A 24,473-nucleotide genomic window follows, 5' to 3' on the forward strand; every position below is an offset into this window, starting at 1 on the left:
TATGTTTTTAGCATTGAATGACTTGGCAAGTTTGTTTTCTGCTAAACAAGGAATCCAGGATAATATGTTGTTTCATACCGTTGCAGATCAAGCAAATACTGACCAGCCAAAAGGCTTATTTATCCCAATAAATGATGCAGGGGAACTTTTAGACGCTATTGCAAATGGAGCGATCGCTGCCATTTGGGATCGTGAAACCAAACTCCCAAGCTATACACCAACCTATTTTCCTGTTTTTTTTGCAGATGATTTGGCTGAGGCAATACGAGATATAATAAAAATTTATAGTAAAAAATTAGATGGAGAAACGAATAAGCACATGCAGATTACTAACTTTAAATTTTCAAATAAAAAACTTCTTAATAAAAATAAACAAACATATGATATAGCTGTGATATTAGAAAAGCTGACAAACATGTTACCGGCTGATACGGAAAGGAGGGGATAAAATGAAGGAGCAAGTTATTTTTTTCACAATTATCATGGGCTTTCTAATCTCAGTTTTACTTTCTCCGATTTTTATCCCATTCTTAAGAAGGTTGAAATTTGGACAAAGCATTCGGGAAGAAGGTCCTAAATCACACCAAAAAAAATCCGGTACACCGACGATGGGTGGTCTGATGATTTTATTCTCCATTATCATAACCACATTGGTTATGATCGGGAAATACTCTGAACAAACCCCAGTTACAGCGTTTTTACTTTTATTTGTGACATTTGGATTCGGTTTGCTTGGATTTTTGGATGATTTTATCAAAGTAGTATTGAAACGAAATTTAGGATTAACATCAAAACAAAAGCTTTTAGGTCAAATTATTATTTCCGTTATATTTTACTTAATCTTTAAACAGACTGGACAATCAACAGAAATTAAACTGCCTTTCGGAGATTACTCCATTGATTTAGGCTGGTCATATGTCTTTTTAATTATCTTCTGGCTGGTTGGGTTCTCCAATGCAGTAAATCTGACAGATGGACTCGATGGGTTATTGTCAGGGACTTCGGCAATAGCTTTTGGAGCATTTGCTGTATTGGCGTGGAATCAAAATAATTTTGAAATTGCTGTTTTTTCGGTTGCTGTGGTTGGGGCGGTCTTAGGGTTTTTGGTGTTTAATGCCCACCCGGCTAAGGTGTTCATGGGCGATACAGGGTCGCTGGCACTAGGTGGTGCGATAGCCGCAATTGCCATTTTAACAAAGCTTGAGATCCTGCTTATCATTATTGGCGGCGTTTTTGTCATTGAAACATTATCAGTTATTCTTCAGGTCGCATCCTTTAAGACGACTGGGAAACGAATTTTCCGAATGAGTCCCTTACATCATCATTATGAATTGGTTGGCTGGTCGGAATGGCGGGTGGTCGTTACATTTTGGAGTGTTGGGCTAATATTTGCGATACTAGGTATCTATATCGAGGTGTGGTTGTAATTGAAGCAGATTGAATCTTATCGACATAAAAAAATCCTTGTTCTTGGTTTGGCCAAGAGTGGCGTAACGGCAGCGGCCCTGCTGCATAAGCTTGGAGCATTTGTTACAGTGAATGATAAAAAGCCATTATCGGAAAACCCCGAGGCTCAAGGGCTTTTAGAGCAAGGGATTAAAGTGATTTGTGGTGATCATCCAATTGAACTTCTTGATGAAGGGTTCGAACTTATTGTGAAAAATCCAGGGATTCCTTATTTCAATCCCATGATTGAAGGAGCCATTGAAAAGGGAATACCTGTTATTACGGAAGTTGAGCTTGCTTATGAAATTTCTGAAGCACCATTTATCGGAATTACCGGAACAAATGGAAAAACAACAACGACAACACTTGTATATGAAATGCTGAACGAGGGAAAGAAGCACCCATTAATTGCAGGTAATATCGGAACGGTAGCCTCTGGTGTTGCCGAAGCGGCAACAAAGGAAAATGCCATTGTCATTGAATTATCTTCGTTTCAGCTAATGGGAATCGAAACCTTTAATCCGAAAATTGCGATTATCACGAACCTTTATGATGCCCATTTGGATTATCATGGAACACGAAAGGAATACATTGACGCAAAGGCCAACATTACGAAAAACCAGACAGAGCTGGAATATTTAATCATTAATGCAGACCAAGAAGAAACAATGGAAATCGCACGTCACTCAAAAGCAAGCATTATCCCTTTTTCCACAAAGAGAAAATTGGCATCAGGTGCTTATATTCAAGATGGCTGGATCATGTTTAACCATGAAAGGGTAATGGAAATCAATGAAATTGCCTTGCCAGGGGTACATAATCTAGAAAATATCTTATCATCCATGGCTGCCGCTAAACTTTCAGGAGTCGAAAATAGTGCAATCCAAGAGGTGCTCCGAACCTTTACTGGTGTCAGGCACCGTTTGCAATATGTTGCTGATGTAAATGGAAGAAAGGTTTTCAATGATTCAAAGGCTACGAATATTTTAGCGACAATTAAGGCGCTTACTGCTTTTGAGGCACCGATTATTTTACTTGCCGGTGGTCTTGACCGAGGCAATGAGTTTGATGAGTTGCTTCCCTATTTAAGAAATGTAAAGGCGTTAATCGTATTCGGGCAAACTGCCCAAAAGATTGAGCGTGTCGGTACCCAAGCTGGAATAAAAATTATAAAGCGTGTCGATAATGTTGAAAAGGCAGTTCCTGAAGCATATCAAAACTCCGAACAAGGGGACATCATATTATTGTCTCCTGCCTGCGCCAGTTGGGATCAATATAAAAGTTTTGAAGTCAGGGGAGACATTTTTATCGAAGCGGTGCATAAGCTTAAGTAAGGGCTTGTCTTACCCAGAAAAGCTTCAGCACCTTTGTGGTCGCACCTTGGCGCTGAAGCTCAATGCTTAGTGTTCTCACCTTGTGGTTCTGCAAAGCCCTAAAACTCGTAGTTGAGGTGTATAGTGGTGCCGACAAAGAGAACAACTCCTGATTTTATTTTAATGATTGTAACTTTCACGCTGCTGGCGATAGGACTAATTATGGTTTACAGCGCAAGTGCAATATGGGCTGAATATAAATTTCATGATTCCTTTTTCTTTGCAAAAAGGCAAACCCTATTCGCCGGAGTCGGAATCGCTGCCATGTTTTTTATTATGAATATTAATTACTGGACATGGAGAACTTGGGCTAAAACCATTTTAATTGTGTGCTTTGTCTTGTTAGTACTAGTGTTAATTCCTGGAATTGGGAATGTTCGGAATGGCTCAAGAAGCTGGATAGGAGTAGGGGCATTTTCAATCCAACCTTCTGAATTTATGAAATTGGCGATGATTGCCTTTTTGGCCAAATATCTGTCAGAACGGCAAAAGCTGATTACTTCGTTTAAGAAGGGTCTTATCCCTTCCTTAGGACTTGCCTTTTTAGCATTTGCCATGATCATGCTGCAGCCCGATTTAGGTACGGGAACCGTTATGATGGGAACTTGCGTTGTGATGATTTTCATAGCCGGTGCCCGAATAAGTCATTTTGCTTTCCTTGGGCTTTTAGGTGTAGCGGGTTTTGTCGGCTTAATTGCCTCAGCTCCGTATCGGATAAAGCGGATCACCTCATTTTTAGATCCTTGGTCAGACCCATTAGGCAGTGGTTTTCAAATTATTCAATCGCTTTATGCCATTGGCCCCGGCGGGTTATTCGGACTCGGTCTTGGCGAAAGCAGACAAAAGTTTTTCTACTTACCCGAACCGCAAACAGACTTCATCTTCGCCATTCTTTCAGAAGAATTAGGATTCATTGGCGGTTCGTTTATCCTGCTATTATTTGCGCTATTGTTATGGCGGGGGATCCGCATCGCTCTTGGTGCTCCCGATTTATTTGGAAGCTTTCTCGCTGTAGGAATAATTGCAATGGTGGCTATTCAAGTTATGATTAATATTGGTGTTGTAACCGGGTTAATGCCGGTAACGGGCATTACATTGCCATTTTTAAGTTATGGAGGCTCTTCGTTGACCTTGATGTTAATGGCTATCGGCGTTCTCCTAAATATTAGCCGTTATTCAAGATATTAAGAAATGATACCCTGTTCACATTGGCAGGGTATCATTTCATTTGATGAAAACTTTACAATTACATAACAATCTTTTTTCAATTGCATTATTATCTCCTTATTTATAGTAAGATAGGTATGCATTCAGGTGTTAAATCGTTAATGAGGTGGAAAAAATGAAAATAGCAGTAAGCGGTGGCGGGACTGGCGGACATATATATCCTGCGCTCGCACTAATTAGGGAAATTCAAAAAGAGAACAAGGATGCCGAGTTTCTATACATAGGTACAATAAATGGCTTGGAAAGTAAAATCGTCCCTAGGGAGAATATTGCCTTTAAATCGATTCATATAACTGGATTTAAAAGAAAGCTTTCCCTTGAAAATGTTAAAACCGTTTTTCGTTTTCTAAAAGGTGTGAAAGATAGCAAAAGAATATTAAAAGAGTTTAAGCCTGACATTGTCATTGGAACTGGCGGATATGTGTGTGGGCCTGTTGTTTATGCAGCACATAAGCTTCGGGTTCCAACGATCATTCATGAGCAAAACAGTGTCCCTGGCCTTACAAATAAATTTTTAAGCCGTTACGTTAACAAAATTGCCATCTGTTTTGAAGAGGCAAAGGCTTTTTTTCCAAGTGAAAAGATTGTTTTTACAGGTAATCCACGTGCTTCAGAGGTAAATGGCAAGGATGGAATAAAAGGGCGTCTTTCAGCAGGTCTTAGTACAACGAAACCTGCCGTCCTAATTTTTGGCGGCAGCCGTGGTGCGAGACCAATTAATGAAGCAGTAGTTAAAGCCTTCGCAGAATTGGCTGAGAAACCATATCAGATTCTCTATATTACAGGTGACGTTCATTTTGAGGATGTCAAAAAGGAAGTGGAGTTAATTGGAAGTCCGAGCAATGTGGTGATAAAACCATTTATTCACAATATGCCGGAGGTCCTTGCAGGGATAGATTTAGTTGTTTCTAGGGCAGGAGCAACAACGCTTGCAGAAATTACCTCACTAGGTATTCCAAGCATCCTTGTCCCGAGCCCGTATGTTACCAACAACCATCAAGAGAAAAACGCTAGGTCTCTAAGTGATCATGGTGCTGCTGAATTGCTTTTAGAAAAAGATTTAACTAATAAAAGTCTTGTGAACCAAATCGATCGCATTCTCTTAAATAATGAAATTTTACAGGATATGAAAATAAAAGCAAAGGAAATGGGTGTTCCAGATTCAGCAAGCAGACTTTATTCATTAATGAAACAGCTTGTAAAAACAAATCATAGGTAGCCCAAATTTAATTTCAGCATAAACTGAAATAAACGCATCTAGGAAAGTTAGGGTGGTAAATATGGACGCGATTTTAACAGAATTGCAAAACTTAAATATTGGGAAAGTGAAAAAAGATGAACCTCTCCTTCATCATACGACAATAAAAATTGGCGGTCCTGCTGACCTTTTTATCGAGCCTTCGTCAGTTGAAAATTTAAAGCAGGTAATGGCTGTAATCGAAAAACACCGGATAAAGTGGAGGGCGATTGGCAGAGGATCCAATCTTTTAGTTTCAGACAAAGGGATAGAGGGAGCAGTTATTAAGCTTAGTTCTGGTTTGAGTCACCTCGAAGTGAACGAAACCGAAATTACAGCAGGCGGTGGACATTCGCTTGTCAGTCTATCAACAATAATTAGTAAAAAAGGACTAACTGGCTTGGAGTTTGCCAGTGGTATCCCCGGATCAGTCGGCGGGGCTGTATATATGAACGCAGGTGCACACGGATCGGATATAAGCAAAATATTAACAAGGGCACATATTTTATTTGATGACGGGAGGATGGAGTGGCTTTCAAATGAAGAAATGGAGTTCTCCTACAGAACATCTGTCCTGCAGAAAAAACGCCCGGGAATTGTTGTCGAAGCTGTTTTTGGGCTTGGTCTGGGAGATCGAGCAGAGATAGTGTCTCAAATGCAGCATAACAAGGATTATCGAAAAGAGACGCAGCCATGGAATTTTCCTTGTGCAGGCAGTATTTTCCGCAATCCACTGCCAAATTACGCTGGGAAACTTATCGAGGTCGCCGGCTTAAAAGGCTTCAATATTGGCGGGGCTAAGATTTCCGAACTGCATGGGAATTTCATTGTCAATGCCGGAAATGCGACTGCAGGTGATGTGCTCGCGTTAATACAGCATGTCAAGGATACCATTTACAGTCTTTATGGGATTAAAATGGAAACCGAAGTAGAAATAATTGGGCGAAAATAGTGCTGACTAGGATAAACAGAAATTCAAAATTTTAGCTTACTTTTCTTGTAAGAAATCCCTTACGAATGACAAATATTGTGTTATAATTACTGATAATATTATAGATGGAAAAACAAAGGGAACGAATGACGGCATGATTTTTCGTGCCGTTGTTTCACTTTATTAGGTAACCTTAATTTGTTTTAAGGACAAGCTTTAGTTGATATTTAGGGCAACTTCTTTTTATTTGGAGGAATTATGAATGGAAAAAGGTAAAATCGTTGCTCTTGAGGATCGTATTCCAAAGCTTAAGGAGCAAAGACGGCGAAAAGCCAATAGACGACTTGTACTTCTGCTAATTTTGTTTTTTACAATGATTGTAGTTGTCGCATATTCTCAATCACCATTGAGTCATGTTAAGATCATCACAGTGAAGGGGAATGAAGTGTATTCGGATGCAGAATTAATTAAAATGAGCGGCATTTCTACTAATACGAATATTTGGAAAGTGAGTAAAAGTGATACTGCTTCAAAGCTGCAGCAATTATCTGAAATAAAAAAGGCAGAGATAAAGATTCATTGGCCAAACACCATTCAAATTCAAGTGAAAGAACATAAAAGAGTGGCGTATCTTAAACAAGATACAAACTATTTTCCAATTATGGAAAATGGGAAAATTTTAAAAGACAGAAAGACGGAAATAATCCCAGTTAATTCTCCGATTCTTTTCGAATTCAAAGAAGGTAAAGTCCTTAACCAAATGGTAAAAGAGTTAGAAATTCTTCCAAGTGAAATTTTAAACTCCATTTCTGAAATTCATTATTCTCCGAAAAAAACTGATCAGTATCATATTTCCTTATTTATGAATGATGGCTTTGAGGTAAGTGCCACTCTTAGAAGTTTTTCGGAAAAGATGGTGCATTATCCTTCAATTATTAGTCAATTAGACCCTAACAAAAAGGGAATTATCGACTTGGAAGTAGGCTCGTATTTTAAGGCTTTTGAACCGGAAGTGGAGGAAAAAGAAGTTGAAAAGGATAAAGGTGAAGGGTAAGCATTTTATCTTGTCCCTTGTCTGCCTTGTTTTAGGGTTTATGTTGGCATTCTCCTATCATCTAACCCAAAAAGTAAATCAAACAGAAAAACGGGACATGTCGGGAAAACAATTTGAAAAGACTCTTGCCTTAAGGAATCAATTAATTTCCCAGGAAGAGACCAATCGGAAACTCCAAAAGGAATTAAATAAAAAGCAAGATAAAGTACTAAAAAATGAAAAAGATCTTGCTAAGGAAGCACAGGTTTTCCTTAATGTAGCAGAGGATGCTGAAAAATATCGGATGTACCTTGGGAAGGTAAAGGTAAAAGGAAATGGTGTGAAAATCACTCTTTCTGACGGTGCATATAACCCAAAAGAAGACAATGTAAACAATTATCTTGTTCATGAACATCATGTTTTTAAAGTAGTGAACGAACTTTATATTTCCGGGGCTGCGGCTGTTGCAATAAATGGACAACGACTGTCGAGTCATTCTTATATTGTATGTAACGGTCCAGTCATTACCGTTGACGGGGTTCAATACCCTGCACCGTTTGTCATTACCGCTATTGGTGAACCAGATGTTCTTTCATCAGCATTAAACCTGTCCGGAGGGGTAAAGGATCAACTAGTCAACGATAATCTTGTTTTTACACTGGAAAAAGTAAATGATATTGTCCTAAATCCAATTTTAGGCAGTTAAAAAGTGTCCACGTTATGATTAAATTAAAGGTTAGGTGAAACAGGTGGACAAGCCGAAAATTAATGTGAGTTTTACCTTGATTGCAATGGTAATAGGATTCATGATTGCTATTCAATTCCAAACAGTGAAAGAACCAGTGGAGCGTGACACAAGAGATGTTTGGCAGCTTCGCGAGGCGCTATTAAAAGAAAAAGAACTTCAGTCTCATTTATTGAGCGAAATTCGTTCGAATGAAGAGAAACTATCAGCCTATGAATCTAAACGAAAACAAAGTAAAGAACAGGTGTTAAAGGATACATTACAAGAATTGAAAACAGAAGCAGGACTTACCGAGATCGCGGGTCCGGGTATTACATTGCAGATAGAACCTGTTATTGAGGACCTTCAATTGGGAGCTCCTGTTACGAAAGTCATTTCTCCTGAACTGTTAAAAAGATTAGTAAACGAATTAAATATGTATGAAGCGAAATATATAGCGATTGACGGTCAAAGAATTATTAATACCACTGTTATTAGGGATATCAATGGTGAAACAAAAATTGATGGCCATACAATCAGGAGTTTACCTATCGAGATTAAAGTGGGAGTAAGTGAAATAAATAGTGCTGAAAAATTATCAAACCGGATGAAGGTCTCAAAAGCAAGAGATGAATTTTTTACTGAAAGCTTAAGACTTAATGTTTCAGCACCAAATCCAACTATTACGATTCCAGCCTATGATAATTCAATTCGTATAAAGTACATGGAGCCGATCAAAGAAGGGGGCAGTTCTTAATGTGGCTTCCGGTTATGGGACTCATTATTGGAATCATTCTCGGTTTATTAACAGAAATTCGAATTCCTGAAGAATATTCCAATTATTTGTCGATTGCAGTACTTGCAGCCTTCGACACACTTTTCGGTGGAATCAGGGCATACCTGCAAAATATTTATGATGAAAAGGTGTTTGTTTCAGGATTCTTTTTTAATATAATTCTCGCAGCAAGTTTAGCTTTTCTCGGTGTTCATCTTGGTGTAGACTTGTATTTAGCAGCAGTTTTTGCGTTTGGTGTCAGGTTATTTCAAAATATTGCCGTTATAAGACGAATATTATTGACAAAATGGTCAACAAACAAAGAAAAAATAGAAAAAAATTGATATTTTTTAAAGGGAAATATGTAGTTGTGACGAATAATTTTATAAGATATGTCTATGAAACTTGTATTGAACAAAATGAATTGTTGTTCGACTTAAGGAGATTAAAAGGAGGTGCCAAAGAATGAACAGCAATGAAATATATGTTAGTCTTGACATCGGTACATCCAGTGTAAAAGTAATCATTGGTGAAATGGTCAATGACTCGGGGAAAGACTCGTTAAATATAATTGGTGTTGGCAATGTGAAATCTGAAGGCTTACGTAAAGGATCGATAGTCGACATGGATGACACCGTTCATTCTATTAAGCGGGCGATTGAGCAGGCGGAACGAATGATAGGAATGGAGATCCGAGAAGTGGTGGTCGGTATTTCCGGGAACAACATTATGCTTCAGAACTGTCACGGTATTGTAGCAGTTTCCAGCCAAAACCGAGAAATTACCAATGAGGATGTCATTCGTGTCATTGAAGCCTCACATGTGGGTTCCATTCCACCTGAAAGAGAAAATATCGGCGTCATTCGAAAGCAATTTATTCTGGATGGCAAGGATGAAATTAATGATCCACGTGGGATGATCGGTGTTCGCTTAGAAATGGATGGGACACTAATTACTGGATCTAAATCCACTATAATTAATACATTGCGCTGTGTAGAACGTGCAGGCCTTGAAATTTTAGATATTATCCTGCAGCCGTTAGCAGCAGGGGATTTTGCATTATCAAAGGATGAAAAGAATCTTGGCGTTGCCCTTATTGACATTGGCGGCGGATCAACTACAATAGCTGTATTTGAAGAAGGATTTTTAAAGGCAACAAGTGTGATTCCAGTTGGCGGAGATCTTCTCACGAATGATCTTTCCAAAGTCTTGCACACTTCTACTGAAGATGCTGAAAAAATCAAGGTAAAATATGGTCATGCCTTCTATGATAATGCCTCAGAAGATGAGTTCTTCAGTGTACCAATTATCGGAAGTGATCAGCATCAGCAATTTAATCAGCTCTATGTATCTGAAATTATTGAAGCAAGAATGGAAGAAATTTTTGAACTGATTGCAAATGATTTGAAACGATTAGGTGTGAATGATTTACCAGGTGGTTTTGTCCTATCAGGCGGAACAGCAAAAATGCAAGGTGTACTCGAGCTTGCCCAGGATATGTTTCAAAATCCGGTCCGCATTGCCTCACCTGACTATATTGGTGTAAGAGAACCTCAATATACAACAGCGGTTGGTTTAATAAAATATGCTTACAAGAATGCTAGATTACCTGGTGGAACGAGCAGTGGTACGTCAGCGGTTTCTGAGCCAATCGAAAAAAGAGTGCCAAAACAACATCAACCTAAAGCAGCAAAAGTAGAAAAACATCCGGAAGAAAAGATGTCATCAAAAGTAAAAAAATTCCTAGGTTACTTTTTCGAATAATCGAAAATATTAATCGACGAATTAGGAGGATTTGTCATGTTAGAATTTGATACAAATTTAGATTCTCTTGCAACAATAAAAGTAATCGGAGTTGGCGGCGGCGGTAATAACGCGGTAAATCGAATGATTGAAAATGGTGTTCAGGGTGTTGAATTTATTGCAGTTAATACTGACGCACAAGCCTTAAATCTTTCAAAAGCAGAAGTGAAAATGCAGATTGGTGCTAAACTGACTCGCGGACTCGGAGCAGGAGCTAATCCCGAGGTAGGTAAAAAAGCCGCTGAGGAAAGTAAGGAACAAATTGAAGAAGCACTTCGTGGGGCAGATATGGTGTTTGTTACAGCGGGAATGGGCGGTGGAACAGGTACCGGTGCCGCGCCAGTTATTGCTCAAATTGCCCGTGATCTAGGTGCTTTGACGGTTGGTGTTGTTACACGTCCGTTTACTTTTGAAGGTAAAAAGCGTTCGAACCAGGCTTCCGGCGGAATTGGTTCCATGAAAGAAGCTGTCGATACACTCATTATTATTCCAAATGATCGTCTACTTGAAATTGTTGATAAGAGTACTCCAATGCTTGAAGCGTTCCGTGAGGCAGATAATGTCCTACGCCAAGGTGTCCAGGGTATTTCCGATTTAATCGCAATACCTGGATTAATTAACTTAGATTTCGCAGATGTTAAAACAATCATGTCTAACAAAGGATCGGCATTAATGGGGATTGGGGTTGCAGCCGGTGAAAATCGTGCTACAGAAGCTGCCAAAAAGGCTATTAATTCTCCTCTTTTAGAGACCTCTATTGATGGTGCACAGGGTGTGTTAATGAATATTACGGGCGGATCTAACTTGAGTCTTTATGAGGTGCAGGAAGCTGCAGATATCGTGGCAACGGCAACTGATCAAGAAGTAAATATGATTTTCGGTTCTGTTATCAATGAAACGTTAAAAGATGAGATTATCGTAACTGTCATTGCAACTGGATTTAATGAAGAGGTTGCACAGCCAAAAGTAACCCGTCCGTCTTTCGGACAAGCAAAACCGCCTGTGGGCACTGTCAAGAGAGAGCACAACAAGCGTGAAGAAGCTCCTGCACCACAGGAACCAGCTCGTAACACGAATGTATCACAAGAGGATGCACTTGACATCCCAACCTTCTTGAGAAACCGTAATCGTAGAAGATAAGAATAATAAAAAATGCATGGTCCAAATGGACCATGCATTTTTTGTGTAAGAAATTGTAAATTGTTACTTCGAGAATTGTCCAGCTCCAGCTCCTGGGCACTTCCACTTTTCTTTGACAAAATCCGAAGAGAATAGTGGAAATTTCTGTTTTTTTGATTACAGAAAGTGACACACTTCAGCCCCTTAACTACGTTATACTTTTTCCTAAACAGATTAATAGTCCTTTCTTAAAGGAGGAAGCTGATTGATTGTATATTTAGATGTGATCTGGGCTCTGAATTTGTTATTTGATAGCCTGCTCCTTTACTTAACAGCTATTTTTCTAAAAAGAAGAATACGATTATGGAGATTACTTGCCGGGGGATTTATTGGCTCATTGATTATTTTATTATCGTTTACTCCATTAAATGTCTATTCAAGCCATCCGATTTCAAAACTTATCTGTTCCGTCGTGATGGTTTTAATAGCCTTTGGTTATAAGCGGTTAACCTTTTTCCTAAAAGCATTAATGACGCTTTATGTTTCGACTTTTTTAATTGGCGGGGCATTAATGGGAGCCCATTATTTTATTCAATACGATCCAATGTTGACCACCAAGGTGCTCATGTCCAGCGTAAAAGGTTTTGGTGATCCCATTAGTTGGCTTTTTGTCCTATTAGGCTTTCCGGTTGCCTGGCACTTCGCAAGAAAAAATGTAGAAAGCATGGAGATGACAAAAATTCAATTTGAACAAATCGTTTGTGTCAGGCTGAATATTGAAGGTGAAAGCATGACTTTTAAGGGATTAGTAGACAGTGGTAACCAACTATACGATCCCTTGTCAAAGCTCCCTGTTATGTTTGTCTCTATCAAAAACCAATTGGAAGCCATCCCAGAATCAATCAGAAAACTGGCAGAGGACCCTGAACCACTCATAATGGGCAGCCAAGAATTTCCTAATGAATGGCAAAATAGGCTAAGAATTGTTCCTTGTCGGGTGGTTGGAAAAGAAAATCAGCTCATTGTTGCCGTAAAACCCGATTTTATTTTGATTGAACAAAACGGTGCTCAATACTTATGCGAAAAGGGTCTTGTATCCTTTACGCTGCAGCAGCTTTCAGCCGATGATGCCTTCCAGTGCATTGTTCATCCAAAAATGCTGACTGGGCCAAAACAGCAAGGAGGGTCTGCGAAAGTAAGTTAATAATACTATACTCATTAAAAACATGGTTTAGAAGGAGGAACATACATGAAAAAATGGAGACTTCGCTTATCCTACTATTGGTATAAGTTGTTAATAAAATTGGGCATAAAAACGGATGAAGTTTTTTATATTGGCGGAAGCGAAGCCCTGCCGCCTCCTTTAAGTAAAGACGAAGAAGAGATGTTATTAAAAAAACTGCCAGTTGGTGATAAAGCAGCCAGATCAATATTAATTGAACGAAATCTTCGGCTAGTCGTTTACATTGCCAGAAAGTTTGAAAATACAGGTATTAATATTGAGGACCTAATTAGTATTGGGACCATTGGCTTAATCAAAGCAGTTAATACTTTTAACCCTGAAAAGAAAATTAAACTTGCTACATATGCATCAAGGTGTATTGAAAATGAGATTCTCATGTACTTACGACGAAATAATAAGATCAGATCAGAAGTATCCTTTGATGAACCGTTAAATATTGATTGGGATGGTAATGAGCTGTTATTATCCGATGTATTGGGAACCGATGATGATATTATCACAAAGGACCTTGAAGCAAATGTGGACAGGAAGCTCCTTTCAAAAGCATTGCATCAGCTTACCGACCGTGAAAAGCAAATCATGGAGCTTAGGTTCGGTCTGACAAATGGGGAAGAAAAAACGCAGAAGGATGTAGCAGATATGCTAGGTATTTCTCAATCCTACATTTCCAGATTAGAAAAGAGAATCATTAAAAGATTGCGAAAGGAATTTAACAAAATGGTTTAGATAAGAAAAAAAGAAATTTTTTTCCATCAAAAAAACCGTTGCTATTCGCGATATAATTACATTTTTCGACATTCATGCACCTGTCCTTAGTCGAGGACAGGTGCATATTTTTCCTGCTCGAGGAGATACTGTTTTTTGTACAGCAGCTCCTGTGAGGAGGGAAAAGGATTGACTCGAAATAAAGTTGAAATTTGCGGTGTAGACACATCAAAACTTCCTGTTTTAAAGAACGAAGAAATGAGAATACTCTTCAAGCAAATGCAAGAGGGCGATATAACAGCCCGTGAAAAGCTCGTCAATGGGAATTTACGTCTAGTCCTTAGTGTTATTCAGCGGTTTAACAACCGTGGCGAGTTTGTTGATGACCTGTTTCAGGTTGGCTGTATTGGACTAATGAAATCAATTGATAACTTCGATTTAGGTCAAAATGTAAAGTTTTCCACTTATGCCGTACCAATGATTATTGGAGAAATTCGCAGGTACTTACGGGATAATAACCCAATTCGCGTATCTCGTTCCTTGAGAGATATCGCCTATAAGGCACTTCAGGTCAGGGAACGATTAATGAGCGAGACCTCACGTGAACCGACTGCTGAAGAAATTGCCAAGGTCTTAGAAGTACCACATGAGGAAATCGTCTTCGCCCTTGATGCCATACAGGACCCCGTGTCCCTATTTGAACCGATCTACAATGATGGCGGTGACCCGATATACGTGATGGATCAATTAAGCGATGAAAAAAATAAAGATATCCATTGGATTGAAGAAATTGCCTTAAAAGAAGGAATGCGCAGACTTAACGACCGTGAAAAATTAATCCTACGGAAGCGGTTTTTTCAAGGGAAAACGCAAATGGAAGTGGCTGATGAAATTGGGATCTCTCAAGCACAGGTATCTCGTCTTGAAAAAGCAGCCATTAGACAAATGAATAAAAATATTCAAAGTTAAAGCTGTCCTCACCGGACAGCTTTATTTTTACTTTAGTAAGATAAATTTACAACTCCCATCATATAGTTATTATAGTAATGTAATTGGGAGTGGTGCATGTGGTTAAAATTTCAGAATTCCAGATAAAAGATGTCGTAAATGTATCAGATGGTAAAAGGCTTGGAAATATTGGGGATATTGAGATTAATTTAACGACAGGTAAAATTGAAGCGGTTGTGATCTCCGGCAACGGAAGGGTCCTTGGCTTTTTTGGAAAAGATGAAGATATTGTCATTCCCTGGAAAAATATCATTAAAATCGGCCAGGATGTTATTTTGGTGAGGTATAAGGGCAGTGTCGAAAATATGTCTGAAGAGGCTTAGAGTGGAATCATGCACTTAACGATGACCATTTTTTCTTTTCATGGTAAACTATAGGAAAAACAGAAGAGGTATGCAAATGGAACCCTTTGATTTAAAAAATCAATCTTATTTAACCATTGAAAACTGGGTCAGTCAATTTCCAGAATTGATTGCTGGTTTTACAACCCAAAGCGGTGGTTACAGCAAGGGTGACTATGAATCCCTTAACCTTGGCTTTCATGTTGGTGATAATGGTACTAATGTTTGTTTGAATAGAGAAAAAGTTGCTGAATTGCTTAACTTCCCTCTAAAGTTTTGGGTTGGGGCAGAACAAATACATGATATTGTTTTGAAGAAGATTACTAAAGCAGACCGTGGAAAAGGGTCCAATTCCTATGAACATTCCTTTAAAGGCATAGATGGTTTTTATACGAATGAAGAGGGTATCCTGTTAACACTTTGCTTTGCTGACTGTGTCCCTCTTTTTTTTATTGCACCTGAAAAAAAAATGATCGGTACGGCACACGCTGGCTGGAAGGGTACAGTCGGTCAAATTGCAGCACAGATGATAACAGCCTGGGGCAGAGAAGGAATTAAACCTGAAGAAATTTTTGTCGCAATTGGTCCGTCCATTTGTGAAAAATGTTATATTGTTGATAAACATGTTATTACCTTGGTAGATAAATCACTAGAAGATGGCGGAGTATTACCCTATAATTTACTTAAAGAAGGGCAATATTCATTAAATTTACAAGAATTAAACAGGCAAATTCTTCTCAAAACGGGTGTACCTGATAAAAATATTCTCATTACACAATTTTGCTCCAGCTGTAATGATGATAAATTTTTTTCTCACCGCCGCGACAAAGGCAAAACAGGAAGAATGATAAGCTTTATTGGCTGGAAGGAGACTTTGGATCGTTTATGAGGGTAGCAGAAAAACTTAAGCAAATAAGTCAACAAATAAATGAGGCATGTATAAATGTACATCGGAACGCTGATGAAGTGAAATTGATTGCTGTAACAAAATATGTAAGCACTGAAAGAGCAATGGAAGCCCTTGAAGCAGGGATAGAAAATCTAGGTGAAAACCGGGATGAAGGGCTGCTCGAAAAGTGGGAAGTATTAAAGGACAAGCCTCATTGGCACTATATTGGCACACTGCAAACACGCAAGGTAAAAAATATTATTGATAAGGTCGAATATATTCATTCTTTAGATCGCCTGTCACTTGCAGAAGAGATCAATAAGCGAGCAAATCACAAGGTAAAATGTCTCGTTCAAGTCAATGTTTCTGGTGAAGATTCAAAGCATGGCTTATCTCCAGAAGATACAATATCTTTTATTGAATCCTTAAGGCCATTTGAAAATATTAGTGTGGAAGGGTTAATGACAATGGCACCCTTCACAAATGATGAACAGCTTCTTCGTGACTGTTTTCGAAAACTAAGAGAACTTCGCGATCAAGTTCAAGCCAACCAATTAGATTTTGCGCCTTGTACAGAGCTGTCAATGGGCATGTCCAATGATTTTACAATTGCGATTGAAGAAGGGGCAACAATGGTTAGAATAGGCACATCACTTGTCGGTGAAGATGGGTAGGAGTGAAAAAAATGACGATTAAATCAAAATTAAAAACATTTTTCTTTTTAGATGATGAATATGATGATAACAATGATGAGTATGTGGAGACGGTGGAACCAGTTAAACAAAAACAACAGCCAGTGAAAAGTCAAAATGTTGTCAGTCTTCAAAGCGTACAAAAGACTTCAAGTTCTTCTAGTTCTTCTAAGGCGTCAAAGGTTATTTTAGTGGAGCCGCGAGCCTATTCAGAGTCAACGGAGATTGCCGATCATTTAAAAAATCGCCGTGCAGTTGTAGTAAACCTGCAGCGGATTGATCATGAACAAGGACGGCAAATTATTGACTTTTTAAGCGGGGCAGTCTATTGCCTCGGAGGAGACATTCAAAAAATCGGTTTAAGTATTTTTTTATGTACTCCTGATAATGTTGAGGTGTCTGGAAATATCTCAGATTTAATCCTTGACCATGAAAATCAAAATACAAGGTGGTAATGTGAATGGCTTTTGTTTTTAGTCTATTGCAGCAGTTAATCCAGATTTATTCATGGGCATTAATTATTTACATCTTAATGTCATGGTTTCCAAATGCGAGAGAGTCCACTATTGGTCAATTTTTAGCAAGAATTTGCGAACCATATTTAGAGCCATTTAGAAAAATCATTCCGCCGATTGGGATGATGGATATTTCGCCAATTGTTGCGTTTCTTGTACTAAACTTTGCACAAAGCGGGCTGCATAGAGTATATCTTTGGCTTGCATAAGAATTTTTAATTAGGTTGTGTTTCCCTTAATGAACATTTATCAGCATTTTCGACTGGAAGAACGGGACTATATTGACCAGGTATTACATTGGAAGAATTACGTTGAGACGCACTATACACCAAAACTTACAGACTTTTTGGACCCTAGAGAGCAGCATATTCTTAAAATGCTCATTGGTGAAAATGGTGATATAGGATATAGTTTTTTTGGCGGCGCACATGAAGTTGAACGAAAACGGGCGTATATTTTCCCTGATTATTTAACAGCAAATGATAATGATTTCCAAATCAGTCTATTTAAAATCGATTATCCAACAAAGTTTGTGACAATTGAACACCGGCAGGTTTTAGGTACCCTCATGTCTTTAGGGCTAAAGCGCGGGAAATTTGGCGACATCCTCCTAAAGGATGGGAACATTCAATTTTTTGCAGCGAAAGAAATTAGTGACTATATTAAAAACAATGTCGAGTCAATCGGCAGAGCAGGGGTTAAATTGGTTGAAACGGACATATCAAATGCCTTTGCAGCAAGTGAAAGCTGGGAAGACCAGGAAATGACAGTATCTTCTTTGCGACTTGATACTGTTATTTCTGGTATTTATCATATATCTAGGCAAAAATCACAATTGTTCATCCAACAGGGGCTTGTAAAAGTAAACTGGACGTTAATTGAAAATCCCTCATTTTTATGTGAAGATGGGGACATGTTTTCTGTCAGAGGATATGGCAGAGCAAAATTGAATGCAATAGAGGGTAAAACCAAAAAAGAAAAATGGCGGATTATTGTCGGCAAGCAAAAATAATTCATTTAAAAGCAGGATTCTCGAAAAACTTGTCGAATATTAGCTTATACATAATAGAAGTAGAGATTTATGGAGGTGGCATCAATGCCGTTAACGCCGTTAGATATTCACAATAAAGAGTTTAATAAAGGTTTTCGCGGGTACGATGAAGACGAAGTAAATGAATTTCTTGATCAAGTCATCAAGGATTATGAACTTGTACTTAGAGAAAAAAAAGAAATAGAAGAGCGCCTGAATGAAATGAAAGAGCGTCTAGGCCATTTCGTGAATATTGAAGAAACTCTTAACAAATCCATCATCATTGCGCAAGAAGCAGGTGAAGATGTAAAACGCAATGCTCAAAAGGAAGCAAAGCTTATTATTAAGGAAGCAGAGAAAAATGCGGATCGGATTGTAAACGAATCTCTTTCGAAGGCAAGAAAAATTGCCCTTGAAATTGAGGATTTAAAGAAGCAGTCAAAAGTGTTCCGTACACGTTTTAAAATGTTGATCGAAGCACAGCTTGATATGCTGAATACGGACGATTGGGATCATTTATTAGAATATGAAGTGGACGCAACAGAGTTAAAAATTCATCAAGAAGAAGATTCCTTAGCTTGACGAAATACGTTTTAGTAGCATATAATTTTTAAACATAGTGATATAGAATGGAAATTGACGATGAAAGGGACAGTACAATTTTTCGAAAAGCTTTTAAGAAGCGAGCCAGGGGTGGTGAAAGCCTGGTAAAGCTGAAAAATTGGAAGATCACCCTCGAGTTCCAGACCGAATCCTAAATTGTTTGGGTAGTAGGCTCAGGCGTGTTATTCACGTTACGAATGGTAAAGCGGATAGCCCGGTGAAGATCGGCTATCTATCAGGGTGGTACCGCGGGAATCAAACCTTCTCGTCCCTTTTTGGGATGAGAAGGTTTTTTTATTTGTTCAAATGGCTATTCTGTTAACTGATGAGATATACAGGAGGAAGAAGAAATGGAATATAAAGATACATTATTAATGCCGAAAACTGAATTTCCAATGCGAGGCAACCTTCCCCAAAGAGAACCTGAAATTCAGGCAAAATGGGAAGAAATGAATATTTATAAAATGGTCCAAGAACGGACGAAGGGCCGCCCGATGTTTGTCCTGCATGATGGTCCTCCATATGCAAATGGGGACATCCATATGGGTCATGCCCTTAATAAGATTTTAAAAGACATGATCGTCCGCTACAAATCAATGAGTGGTTTCCATGCCCCATATGTGCCCGGCTGGGATACGCACGGGCTGCCGATTGAACAGGCATTAACAAATAAAGGGGTTAAACGCAAAGAAATGACGGTTGCCGAATTCCGTGAGCTTTGCACAAAGTATGCACTTGAACAAATTGATAATCAGCGCTCTCAATTCAAACGTCTGGGAGTTCGTGCTGATTGGGAAAATCCGTATATTACCTTGAAGCCTGAATATGAAGCACAGCAAATTAAAGTGTTCGGTGAAATGGCGAAAAAAGGCTATATTTATAAAGGCCTTAAGCCAGTATATTGGTCCCCTTCAAGTGAATCAGCATTGGCGGAAGCAGAGATCGAATACCAAGATAAACGATCACCGTCCATCTATGTTGGATTTAAGGTGAAGGATGGCAAGGGTATCCTAGATACTGATACGCAAATCGTTATCTGGACAACAACCCCATGGACCATTCCGGCGAACCTTGGAATTTCCGTTCATCCTGATTTAACCTATGTGGTGGTTGAAGTAACTGGAAATAAATTCTTAGTAGCAGAAGCACTTCTTGAAGCTGTAACGCAAGAAATTGGCTGGGAAAATCCTGCCGTTGTCCAAAAGCTCAAAGGTGTGGAATTAGAACATATTGTAGCAGCACATCCGTTATATAACCGTGATTCTTTAGTCATGTTGGGAGAACACGTTACGACAGATGCCGGAACAGGCTGCGTTCATACGGCTCCGGGTCACGGGGAAGATGACTTCTATGTTGGCCAGAAATATGGCCTAGACGTTCTTTGTCCTGTAGATGATAAAGGGGTTATGACAAGTGAAGCTCCTGGCTTTGAAGGCTTATTTTACGATACGGCAAATAAACCAATTGCACAGGCATTGGAAGAGGCTGGCGCATTATTAAAGCTTTCGTTTATTACACACTCCTATCCACATGATTGGCGAACAAAGAAACCGGTTATCTACCGGGCAACTGCTCAATGGTTTGCTTCCATTAAAGACTTCCGAGATGAATTGCTTGAAGCTGTTAAGGAAACAAAGTGGGTACCTGCCTGGGGGGAAACAAGACTATTTAATATGGTTCGTGACCGTGGTGATTGGTGTATTTCACGTCAGCGTGTTTGGGGTGTACCGATTCCTGTTTTCTATGCTGAAAACGGTGAGGAGATTATTACCGATGAAACAATTAATCATGTTTCTAATTTATTCCGTGAAAATGGTTCAAACATTTGGTTTGAACGTGAAGCAAAGGATTTGCTTCCTGAAGGATTTACCCATCCAGGAAGTCCGAACGGGACATTTACGAAAGAAACAGATATCATGGATGTTTGGTTTGATTCCGGTTCTTCGCATCAAGCCGTTCTTCTTGAGCGTGAAGATTTAGTCCGTCCTGCTGACCTTTATCTTGAAGGTTCTGACCAATACCGCGGCTGGTTTAACTCTTCGCTGTCAACAGCGGTTGCAGTAACAGGCAAAGCGCCATACAAAGGCGTTCTAAGCCATGGTTTTGCACTAGATGGTGAAGGCAGAAAAATGAGTAAGTCGCTCGGAAATACCGTAGTTCCTGCCAAAGTAATGAATCAGCTTGGAGCCGATATTTTACGCCTTTGGGTAGCTTCTGTTGATTATCAGGCAGATGTTCGAGTCTCCGATGCCATCTTGAAGCAGGTTGCCGAGGTTTATCGCAAAATCCGTAATACCTTCCGCTTCTTGCTTGGAAATTTAGCGGATTTTGATCCGACGGTAAATATGGTTAAGTATGAAAACCTGCGTGAAGTTGACCAATTTATGCTTGTTAAATTAAATAAGCTGATTAAATATGTACGCAATGCTTATGAAAATTATGAATTTGCCGGCATTTATCATGCAGTCAATAATTTCTGTACCCTTGACTTAAGTGCCTTCTATCTTGATTTTGCAAAAGATGTTCTATATATTGAAGCAGAGAACCACCATGAGCGTCGTGCAATTCAAACTGTTTTATATGAGGCATTGCTTGCCTTGACAAAATTAGTTGCGCCAATTCTTTCACATACAGCAGATGAAGTTTGGAAGTTCATCCCAAATGTCAAAGAGGAAAGTGTGCAATTAACCGACCTTCCGGAGTATCAGGAGCTTGAAGGTTCACAAGCACTAGAAGAAAAATGGTCGTCATTCTTGAAGCTTCGTGATGATGTATTAAAGGCATTAGAAGAAGCAAGGAATCAAAAAGTAATTGGGAAATCGTTAACAGCAAAAGTTTCCTTATATGTGACAGATAAATCAAAAACGCTGTTAGATTCAATTAACGAAAACATGAAACAACTGTTTATCGTCTCGGAATTTGAAGTGGCAGGAACATACGACAAAGCCCCTGAAAATGCCCTTAAATTAGAAACAGCAGCCATTGTTATTACAAAGGCAGAAGGCGAAACATGTGAACGGTGCTGGATTGTGACACCTGATATTGGTCAAGATCCGGAGCATAAAACCCTCTGCCCGCGCTGTGCGGAAGTTGTAAAAGAGAATTATTCACCATCAGTTTAATTCAAATGAAGCCCCTTGCAAAAATGCATGGGGCTTTACTCATTTTTTCCCTTTTTCGTTAATTGTTGTAGTGGTTGTCAAATGTTTTTCCGTGTCAGTTGAAGTATGTCGGAGATAATAAGACAAATGACAAACAACGGAGGTAACAACTATGAATGCTATGCAGGAAAAGCTGTTTTTGGAACTCCGTCAAACAAAAGAGGAAATTGAATTTTCATTAAAAAATAAACAAAAGAAAAATTGGTTTACGTCTATTTTAGAAGAAGAACTTAAAGACATAAATACAGCTATTCAAAAATTTGCGGAGGGGAATTTTGGGCAGTGTGAAATTTCCGGTGAATTTTTACCAGAGGATTTATTAAATATGATCCCTACTTTAAGGTCAATCAAAGATTCAGAAAATTTGGATTCTTATTGCAAAAAAACAATTTATTTAAGGTAACATTGTCGTTTCGCGAAAAAGTATGCTAAAATGCAAAAGAAGTATGTCAAGGTTAAATGTTGTGGAGGTATTTCTTAGTGTTTTATTACTTAATCGCTATTTTTGTTATTTTATTAGATCAAGTTACAAAATGGTTAATTGTAAACAACATGTATTTAGGGGAAAGTATTACCATCATTGATAAAGTTTTGTATATTACTTCACATCGCAATCGAGGTGCGGCATGGGGGATCCTTCAAGGTCAAATGTGGCTCTTTTATGTGATCACGGTTGTTGTCATTGGTGCGATTATGTTTTATCTTCACAAAGCAGCAAAGGGTAAATGGTTATTGGGTGTATCATTAGCATTCATGCTCGGGGGAGCTATCGGTAATTTTATTGACCGTGTCCTTCGTAAAGAAGTGGTCGATTTCATCCATACCTATATTTTCAGCTATAATTTTCCGGTCTTTAATATTGCAGATTCAGCTTTAGTGATCGGGGTAATCTTACTGATGATCCAAATGCTGCGTGAAGAGAGAGAAACAAAGGAGAAAACGTATGGAGAAAATGGAACACACAGTTCTTAAGGAGCAAAAAGGAGATCGGATTGATAAGGTAATCTCCGGACTGAACGAAGAATGGTCACGAACACAGGTCCAGCAGTGGATTAAAGATGGAAATGTCCTGGTAAATGGACAATCCGTTAAAACCAATTATAAAAGCAATGAAAATGATCAAATTGTCATAACGATTCCAGAACCGGAAGAACTGGATGTTCTGCCGGAAGACCTCAATTTAGAAATCTATTATGAAGATAAAGATGTTTTAGTTGTTAATAAACCTCGGGGAATGGTTGTTCATCCTGCTCCGGGACATTTGTCAGGAACGCTTGTAAATGGTTTAATGGCCCACTGTAAGGACCTTTCCGGTATTAACGGTGTATTAAGACCGGGCATTGTTCACCGGATTGATAAAGATACATCAGGGTTATTGATGGTTGCTAAAAACGATGTGGCACACGAAAGCCTTGTGAATCAATTGGTGGAAAAAACGGTCACACGAAAATATAAGGCAATTGTACATGGGATCATTCCCCATGACTTTGGGACAATTGATGCGCCGCTTGGAAGGGATACAAAAGATCGTCAAAGCATGGCAGTTGTAGATAACGGGAAACACGCCGTTACCCATTTTCAGGTGCTCGACAGGTTTAAAGACTTTACCTTTGTTGAGTGTCAATTAGAAACAGGCAGAACCCATCAAATTCGTGTTCACATGAAATATATCGGCTATCCACTTGCCGGCGACCCGAAGTACGGGCCGAAAAAAACACTTGACATTGACGGACAAGCATTGCATGCAGGTGTTCTTGGATTTACCCATCCAAGGACAAACGAATACTTGGAATTTGAAGCGCCGCTTCCAGAGGAGTTTGAACGATTGCTCGATCAACTTAAAAATAATCGTTGACCTGGGCGCCAAATTGCAGTAAGATAACCATAGCTTAATAAGCCTTTAATTCGGTCCCGTGAGGCTGAGAAGGAAACGGTTAATAGATATAGTGAATTTCCATGTCTATATCTATAAAAATAACTTGTTTACCTCTCGCTAAATCGGTGAGAGGTTTTTTATTTTTAAAAAAAGAAGGTGTACCATGAATCAAAAAGCACTTGTCCTTGATGAGCAGGCAATTGGAAGGGCAATGACCAGGATTGCTCACCAAATTATTGAGAAAAACAAGGGTATTGATGATTGCATATTAGTTGGAATTCGAACGAGAGGGATTTTCCTTGCAGAACGTCTTGCAGCTAAAATTGCAGAAATAGAAGGAAAGTCGATTCCTGTAGGTGAAATAGATATTACCCTTTATCGGGATGATTTAACGAAGAAAACGGAAAATCAAGAACCACTTGTGAAGGGTTCGGATATCCCATTTGATATTGGTAATAAAAAAGTCATCCTTGTTGACGATGTATTATACACTGGTAGAACGGTCCGGGCAGGTCTTGATGCACTGATGGATATCGGACGTCCTGCAGCCATACAGCTGGCAGTCTTAGTGGATCGGGGTCATCGTGAGCTCCCAATCAGAGCTGATTATGTGGGGAAAAACATCCCAACATCAAGTGAGGAAAAGATCGTTGTCGAGCTTGCTGAAGTGGACCAGCTTGATCAGGTAAGTATTTTTGATAAATAAATAGCAGCCCTTTTAAATGCAGTCCCGTGAGGCTGG

At 39.0% G+C, this 24,473-nt stretch carries 27 protein-coding genes and 1 other annotated feature; all 27 genes read left to right on the forward strand.

Features of this window, described 5'->3' with window-relative positions:
- Position 1 precedes the first annotated feature (1 nt).
- The 27 genes from ACIQXV_RS22740 to pyrR all read left to right on the forward strand — a co-directional run bounded on the left by ACIQXV_RS22740 (position 2) and on the right by pyrR (position 24,437).
- On the forward strand, positions 2 to 448 hold the full coding sequence (locus tag ACIQXV_RS22740) for a hypothetical protein (RefSeq protein WP_402962376.1): 447 nt from the start codon (positions 2 to 4) through the stop codon (positions 446 to 448).
- Position 449: 1 nt separating this feature from the next.
- The gene (mraY, locus tag ACIQXV_RS22745) at positions 450 to 1,427 is read left to right on the forward strand and encodes a phospho-N-acetylmuramoyl-pentapeptide-transferase (protein ID WP_402962378.1); all 978 of its coding nucleotides are present in this window, start codon (positions 450 to 452) and stop codon (positions 1,425 to 1,427) included.
- Positions 1,428 to 2,780, forward strand: a complete 1,353-nt coding sequence (murD, locus tag ACIQXV_RS22750; RefSeq protein WP_402962380.1) for a UDP-N-acetylmuramoyl-L-alanine--D-glutamate ligase — start codon at positions 1,428 to 1,430, stop codon at positions 2,778 to 2,780.
- A gap of 162 nt (positions 2,781 to 2,942) precedes the next feature.
- Complete coding sequence (spoVE, locus tag ACIQXV_RS22755) at positions 2,943 to 4,007, forward strand: stage V sporulation protein E (protein WP_402962637.1); 1,065 nt, start codon at positions 2,943 to 2,945, stop codon at positions 4,005 to 4,007.
- 154 nt (positions 4,008 to 4,161) lie between these two features.
- Positions 4,162 to 5,265 carry an undecaprenyldiphospho-muramoylpentapeptide beta-N-acetylglucosaminyltransferase gene (gene murG, locus ACIQXV_RS22760; protein ID WP_402962382.1) on the forward strand — a complete coding sequence of 368 codons (1,104 nt, stop codon included), beginning with the start codon at positions 4,162 to 4,164 and terminating at the stop codon, positions 5,263 to 5,265.
- Between the two features lie 61 nt (positions 5,266 to 5,326).
- On the forward strand, positions 5,327 to 6,235 hold the full coding sequence (gene murB / locus ACIQXV_RS22765) for a UDP-N-acetylmuramate dehydrogenase (protein ID WP_402962384.1): 909 nt from the start codon (positions 5,327 to 5,329) through the stop codon (positions 6,233 to 6,235).
- 241 nt (positions 6,236 to 6,476) lie between these two features.
- Positions 6,477 to 7,268, forward strand: coding sequence for a cell division protein FtsQ/DivIB (locus ACIQXV_RS22770; RefSeq protein WP_402962385.1), 792 nt, complete (start codon positions 6,477 to 6,479; stop codon positions 7,266 to 7,268).
- Positions 7,243 to 7,953, forward strand: coding sequence for a DUF881 domain-containing protein (locus ACIQXV_RS22775; protein ID WP_402962387.1), 711 nt, complete (start codon positions 7,243 to 7,245; stop codon positions 7,951 to 7,953). The genes ACIQXV_RS22770 and ACIQXV_RS22775 overlap by 26 nt, the downstream gene beginning before the upstream one ends.
- 43 nt (positions 7,954 to 7,996) lie before the next feature.
- Entirely contained in the window at positions 7,997 to 8,728 is a 732-nt protein-coding gene (locus tag ACIQXV_RS22780) for a DUF881 domain-containing protein (RefSeq protein WP_402962388.1), read from the forward strand.
- Positions 8,728 to 9,090 (forward strand): small basic family protein, encoded by a 363-nt coding sequence (locus tag ACIQXV_RS22785; RefSeq protein WP_402962390.1) that lies wholly within the window; start codon positions 8,728 to 8,730, stop codon positions 9,088 to 9,090. Before ACIQXV_RS22780 ends, ACIQXV_RS22785 begins: the two co-directional genes overlap by 1 nt.
- Positions 9,091 to 9,211: 121 nt before the next feature.
- Positions 9,212 to 10,510 carry a cell division protein FtsA gene (ftsA, locus tag ACIQXV_RS22790; RefSeq protein ID WP_402962392.1) on the forward strand — a complete coding sequence of 433 codons (1,299 nt, stop codon included), beginning with the start codon at positions 9,212 to 9,214 and terminating at the stop codon, positions 10,508 to 10,510.
- 36 nt (positions 10,511 to 10,546) lie between these two features.
- A complete protein-coding gene (ftsZ, locus tag ACIQXV_RS22795) occupies positions 10,547 to 11,689 on the forward strand; it encodes a cell division protein FtsZ (RefSeq protein WP_402962393.1) in 1,143 nt (380 codons plus the stop codon).
- Between the two features lie 244 nt (positions 11,690 to 11,933).
- A complete protein-coding gene (spoIIGA, locus tag ACIQXV_RS22800; RefSeq protein ID WP_402962396.1) occupies positions 11,934 to 12,872 on the forward strand; it encodes a sigma-E processing peptidase SpoIIGA in 939 nt (312 codons plus the stop codon).
- Positions 12,873 to 12,917: 45 nt separating this feature from the next.
- Positions 12,918 to 13,637 (forward strand): RNA polymerase sporulation sigma factor SigE, encoded by a 720-nt coding sequence (gene sigE, locus ACIQXV_RS22805; protein WP_402962398.1) that lies wholly within the window; start codon positions 12,918 to 12,920, stop codon positions 13,635 to 13,637.
- 168 nt (positions 13,638 to 13,805) lie between these two features.
- Complete coding sequence (gene sigG, locus ACIQXV_RS22810) at positions 13,806 to 14,585, forward strand: RNA polymerase sporulation sigma factor SigG (protein ID WP_402962401.1); 780 nt, start codon at positions 13,806 to 13,808, stop codon at positions 14,583 to 14,585.
- A 98-nt stretch (positions 14,586 to 14,683) separates the two neighbouring features.
- Positions 14,684 to 14,947, forward strand: a complete 264-nt coding sequence (locus tag ACIQXV_RS22815) for a YlmC/YmxH family sporulation protein (protein ID WP_402962403.1) — start codon at positions 14,684 to 14,686, stop codon at positions 14,945 to 14,947.
- Positions 14,948 to 15,023: 76 nt separating this feature from the next.
- Positions 15,024 to 15,854, forward strand: coding sequence for a peptidoglycan editing factor PgeF (pgeF, locus tag ACIQXV_RS22820; RefSeq protein WP_402962406.1), 831 nt, complete (start codon positions 15,024 to 15,026; stop codon positions 15,852 to 15,854).
- A complete protein-coding gene (locus ACIQXV_RS22825) occupies positions 15,851 to 16,528 on the forward strand; it encodes a YggS family pyridoxal phosphate-dependent enzyme (protein WP_402962408.1) in 678 nt (225 codons plus the stop codon). Before pgeF ends, ACIQXV_RS22825 begins: the two co-directional genes overlap by 4 nt.
- A gap of 11 nt (positions 16,529 to 16,539) precedes the next feature.
- Positions 16,540 to 17,001 (forward strand): cell division protein SepF, encoded by a 462-nt coding sequence (locus ACIQXV_RS22830; RefSeq protein WP_402962411.1) that lies wholly within the window; start codon positions 16,540 to 16,542, stop codon positions 16,999 to 17,001.
- A gap of 5 nt (positions 17,002 to 17,006) precedes the next feature.
- Complete coding sequence (locus ACIQXV_RS22835) at positions 17,007 to 17,270, forward strand: YggT family protein (protein ID WP_402962414.1); 264 nt, start codon at positions 17,007 to 17,009, stop codon at positions 17,268 to 17,270.
- 29 nt (positions 17,271 to 17,299) lie between these two features.
- Positions 17,300 to 18,073: a YlmH family RNA-binding protein gene (locus ACIQXV_RS22840; RefSeq protein WP_402962416.1), complete on the forward strand. Its 774-nt coding sequence runs from the start codon at positions 17,300 to 17,302 to the stop codon at positions 18,071 to 18,073.
- An 84-nt stretch (positions 18,074 to 18,157) separates the two neighbouring features.
- Positions 18,158 to 18,673 (forward strand): DivIVA domain-containing protein, encoded by a 516-nt coding sequence (locus ACIQXV_RS22845; RefSeq protein WP_402962640.1) that lies wholly within the window; start codon positions 18,158 to 18,160, stop codon positions 18,671 to 18,673.
- A gap of 51 nt (positions 18,674 to 18,724) precedes the next feature.
- Positions 18,725 to 18,970 (forward strand) — a binding site (T-box leader).
- Positions 18,971 to 19,044: 74 nt separating this feature from the next.
- Positions 19,045 to 21,816 (forward strand): isoleucine--tRNA ligase, encoded by a 2,772-nt coding sequence (gene ileS, locus ACIQXV_RS22850; RefSeq protein ID WP_402962419.1) that lies wholly within the window; start codon positions 19,045 to 19,047, stop codon positions 21,814 to 21,816.
- Positions 21,817 to 21,967: 151 nt separating this feature from the next.
- Complete coding sequence (locus tag ACIQXV_RS22855) at positions 21,968 to 22,258, forward strand: hypothetical protein (RefSeq protein WP_402962421.1); 291 nt, start codon at positions 21,968 to 21,970, stop codon at positions 22,256 to 22,258.
- 77 nt (positions 22,259 to 22,335) lie between these two features.
- A complete protein-coding gene (gene lspA, locus ACIQXV_RS22860; protein WP_402962424.1) occupies positions 22,336 to 22,827 on the forward strand; it encodes a signal peptidase II in 492 nt (163 codons plus the stop codon).
- Positions 22,799 to 23,710: an RluA family pseudouridine synthase gene (locus ACIQXV_RS22865; protein WP_402962426.1), complete on the forward strand. Its 912-nt coding sequence runs from the start codon at positions 22,799 to 22,801 to the stop codon at positions 23,708 to 23,710. Before lspA ends, ACIQXV_RS22865 begins: the two co-directional genes overlap by 29 nt.
- A gap of 184 nt (positions 23,711 to 23,894) precedes the next feature.
- A complete protein-coding gene (pyrR, locus tag ACIQXV_RS22870; protein WP_402962429.1) occupies positions 23,895 to 24,437 on the forward strand; it encodes a bifunctional pyr operon transcriptional regulator/uracil phosphoribosyltransferase PyrR in 543 nt (180 codons plus the stop codon).
- Positions 24,438 to 24,473: the final 36 nt, after the last annotated feature.

Source organism: Neobacillus sp. NPDC097160, assembly GCF_044762155.1.
Taxonomy (GTDB): Bacteria; Bacillota; Bacilli; order Bacillales; family Cytobacillaceae; genus Neobacillus.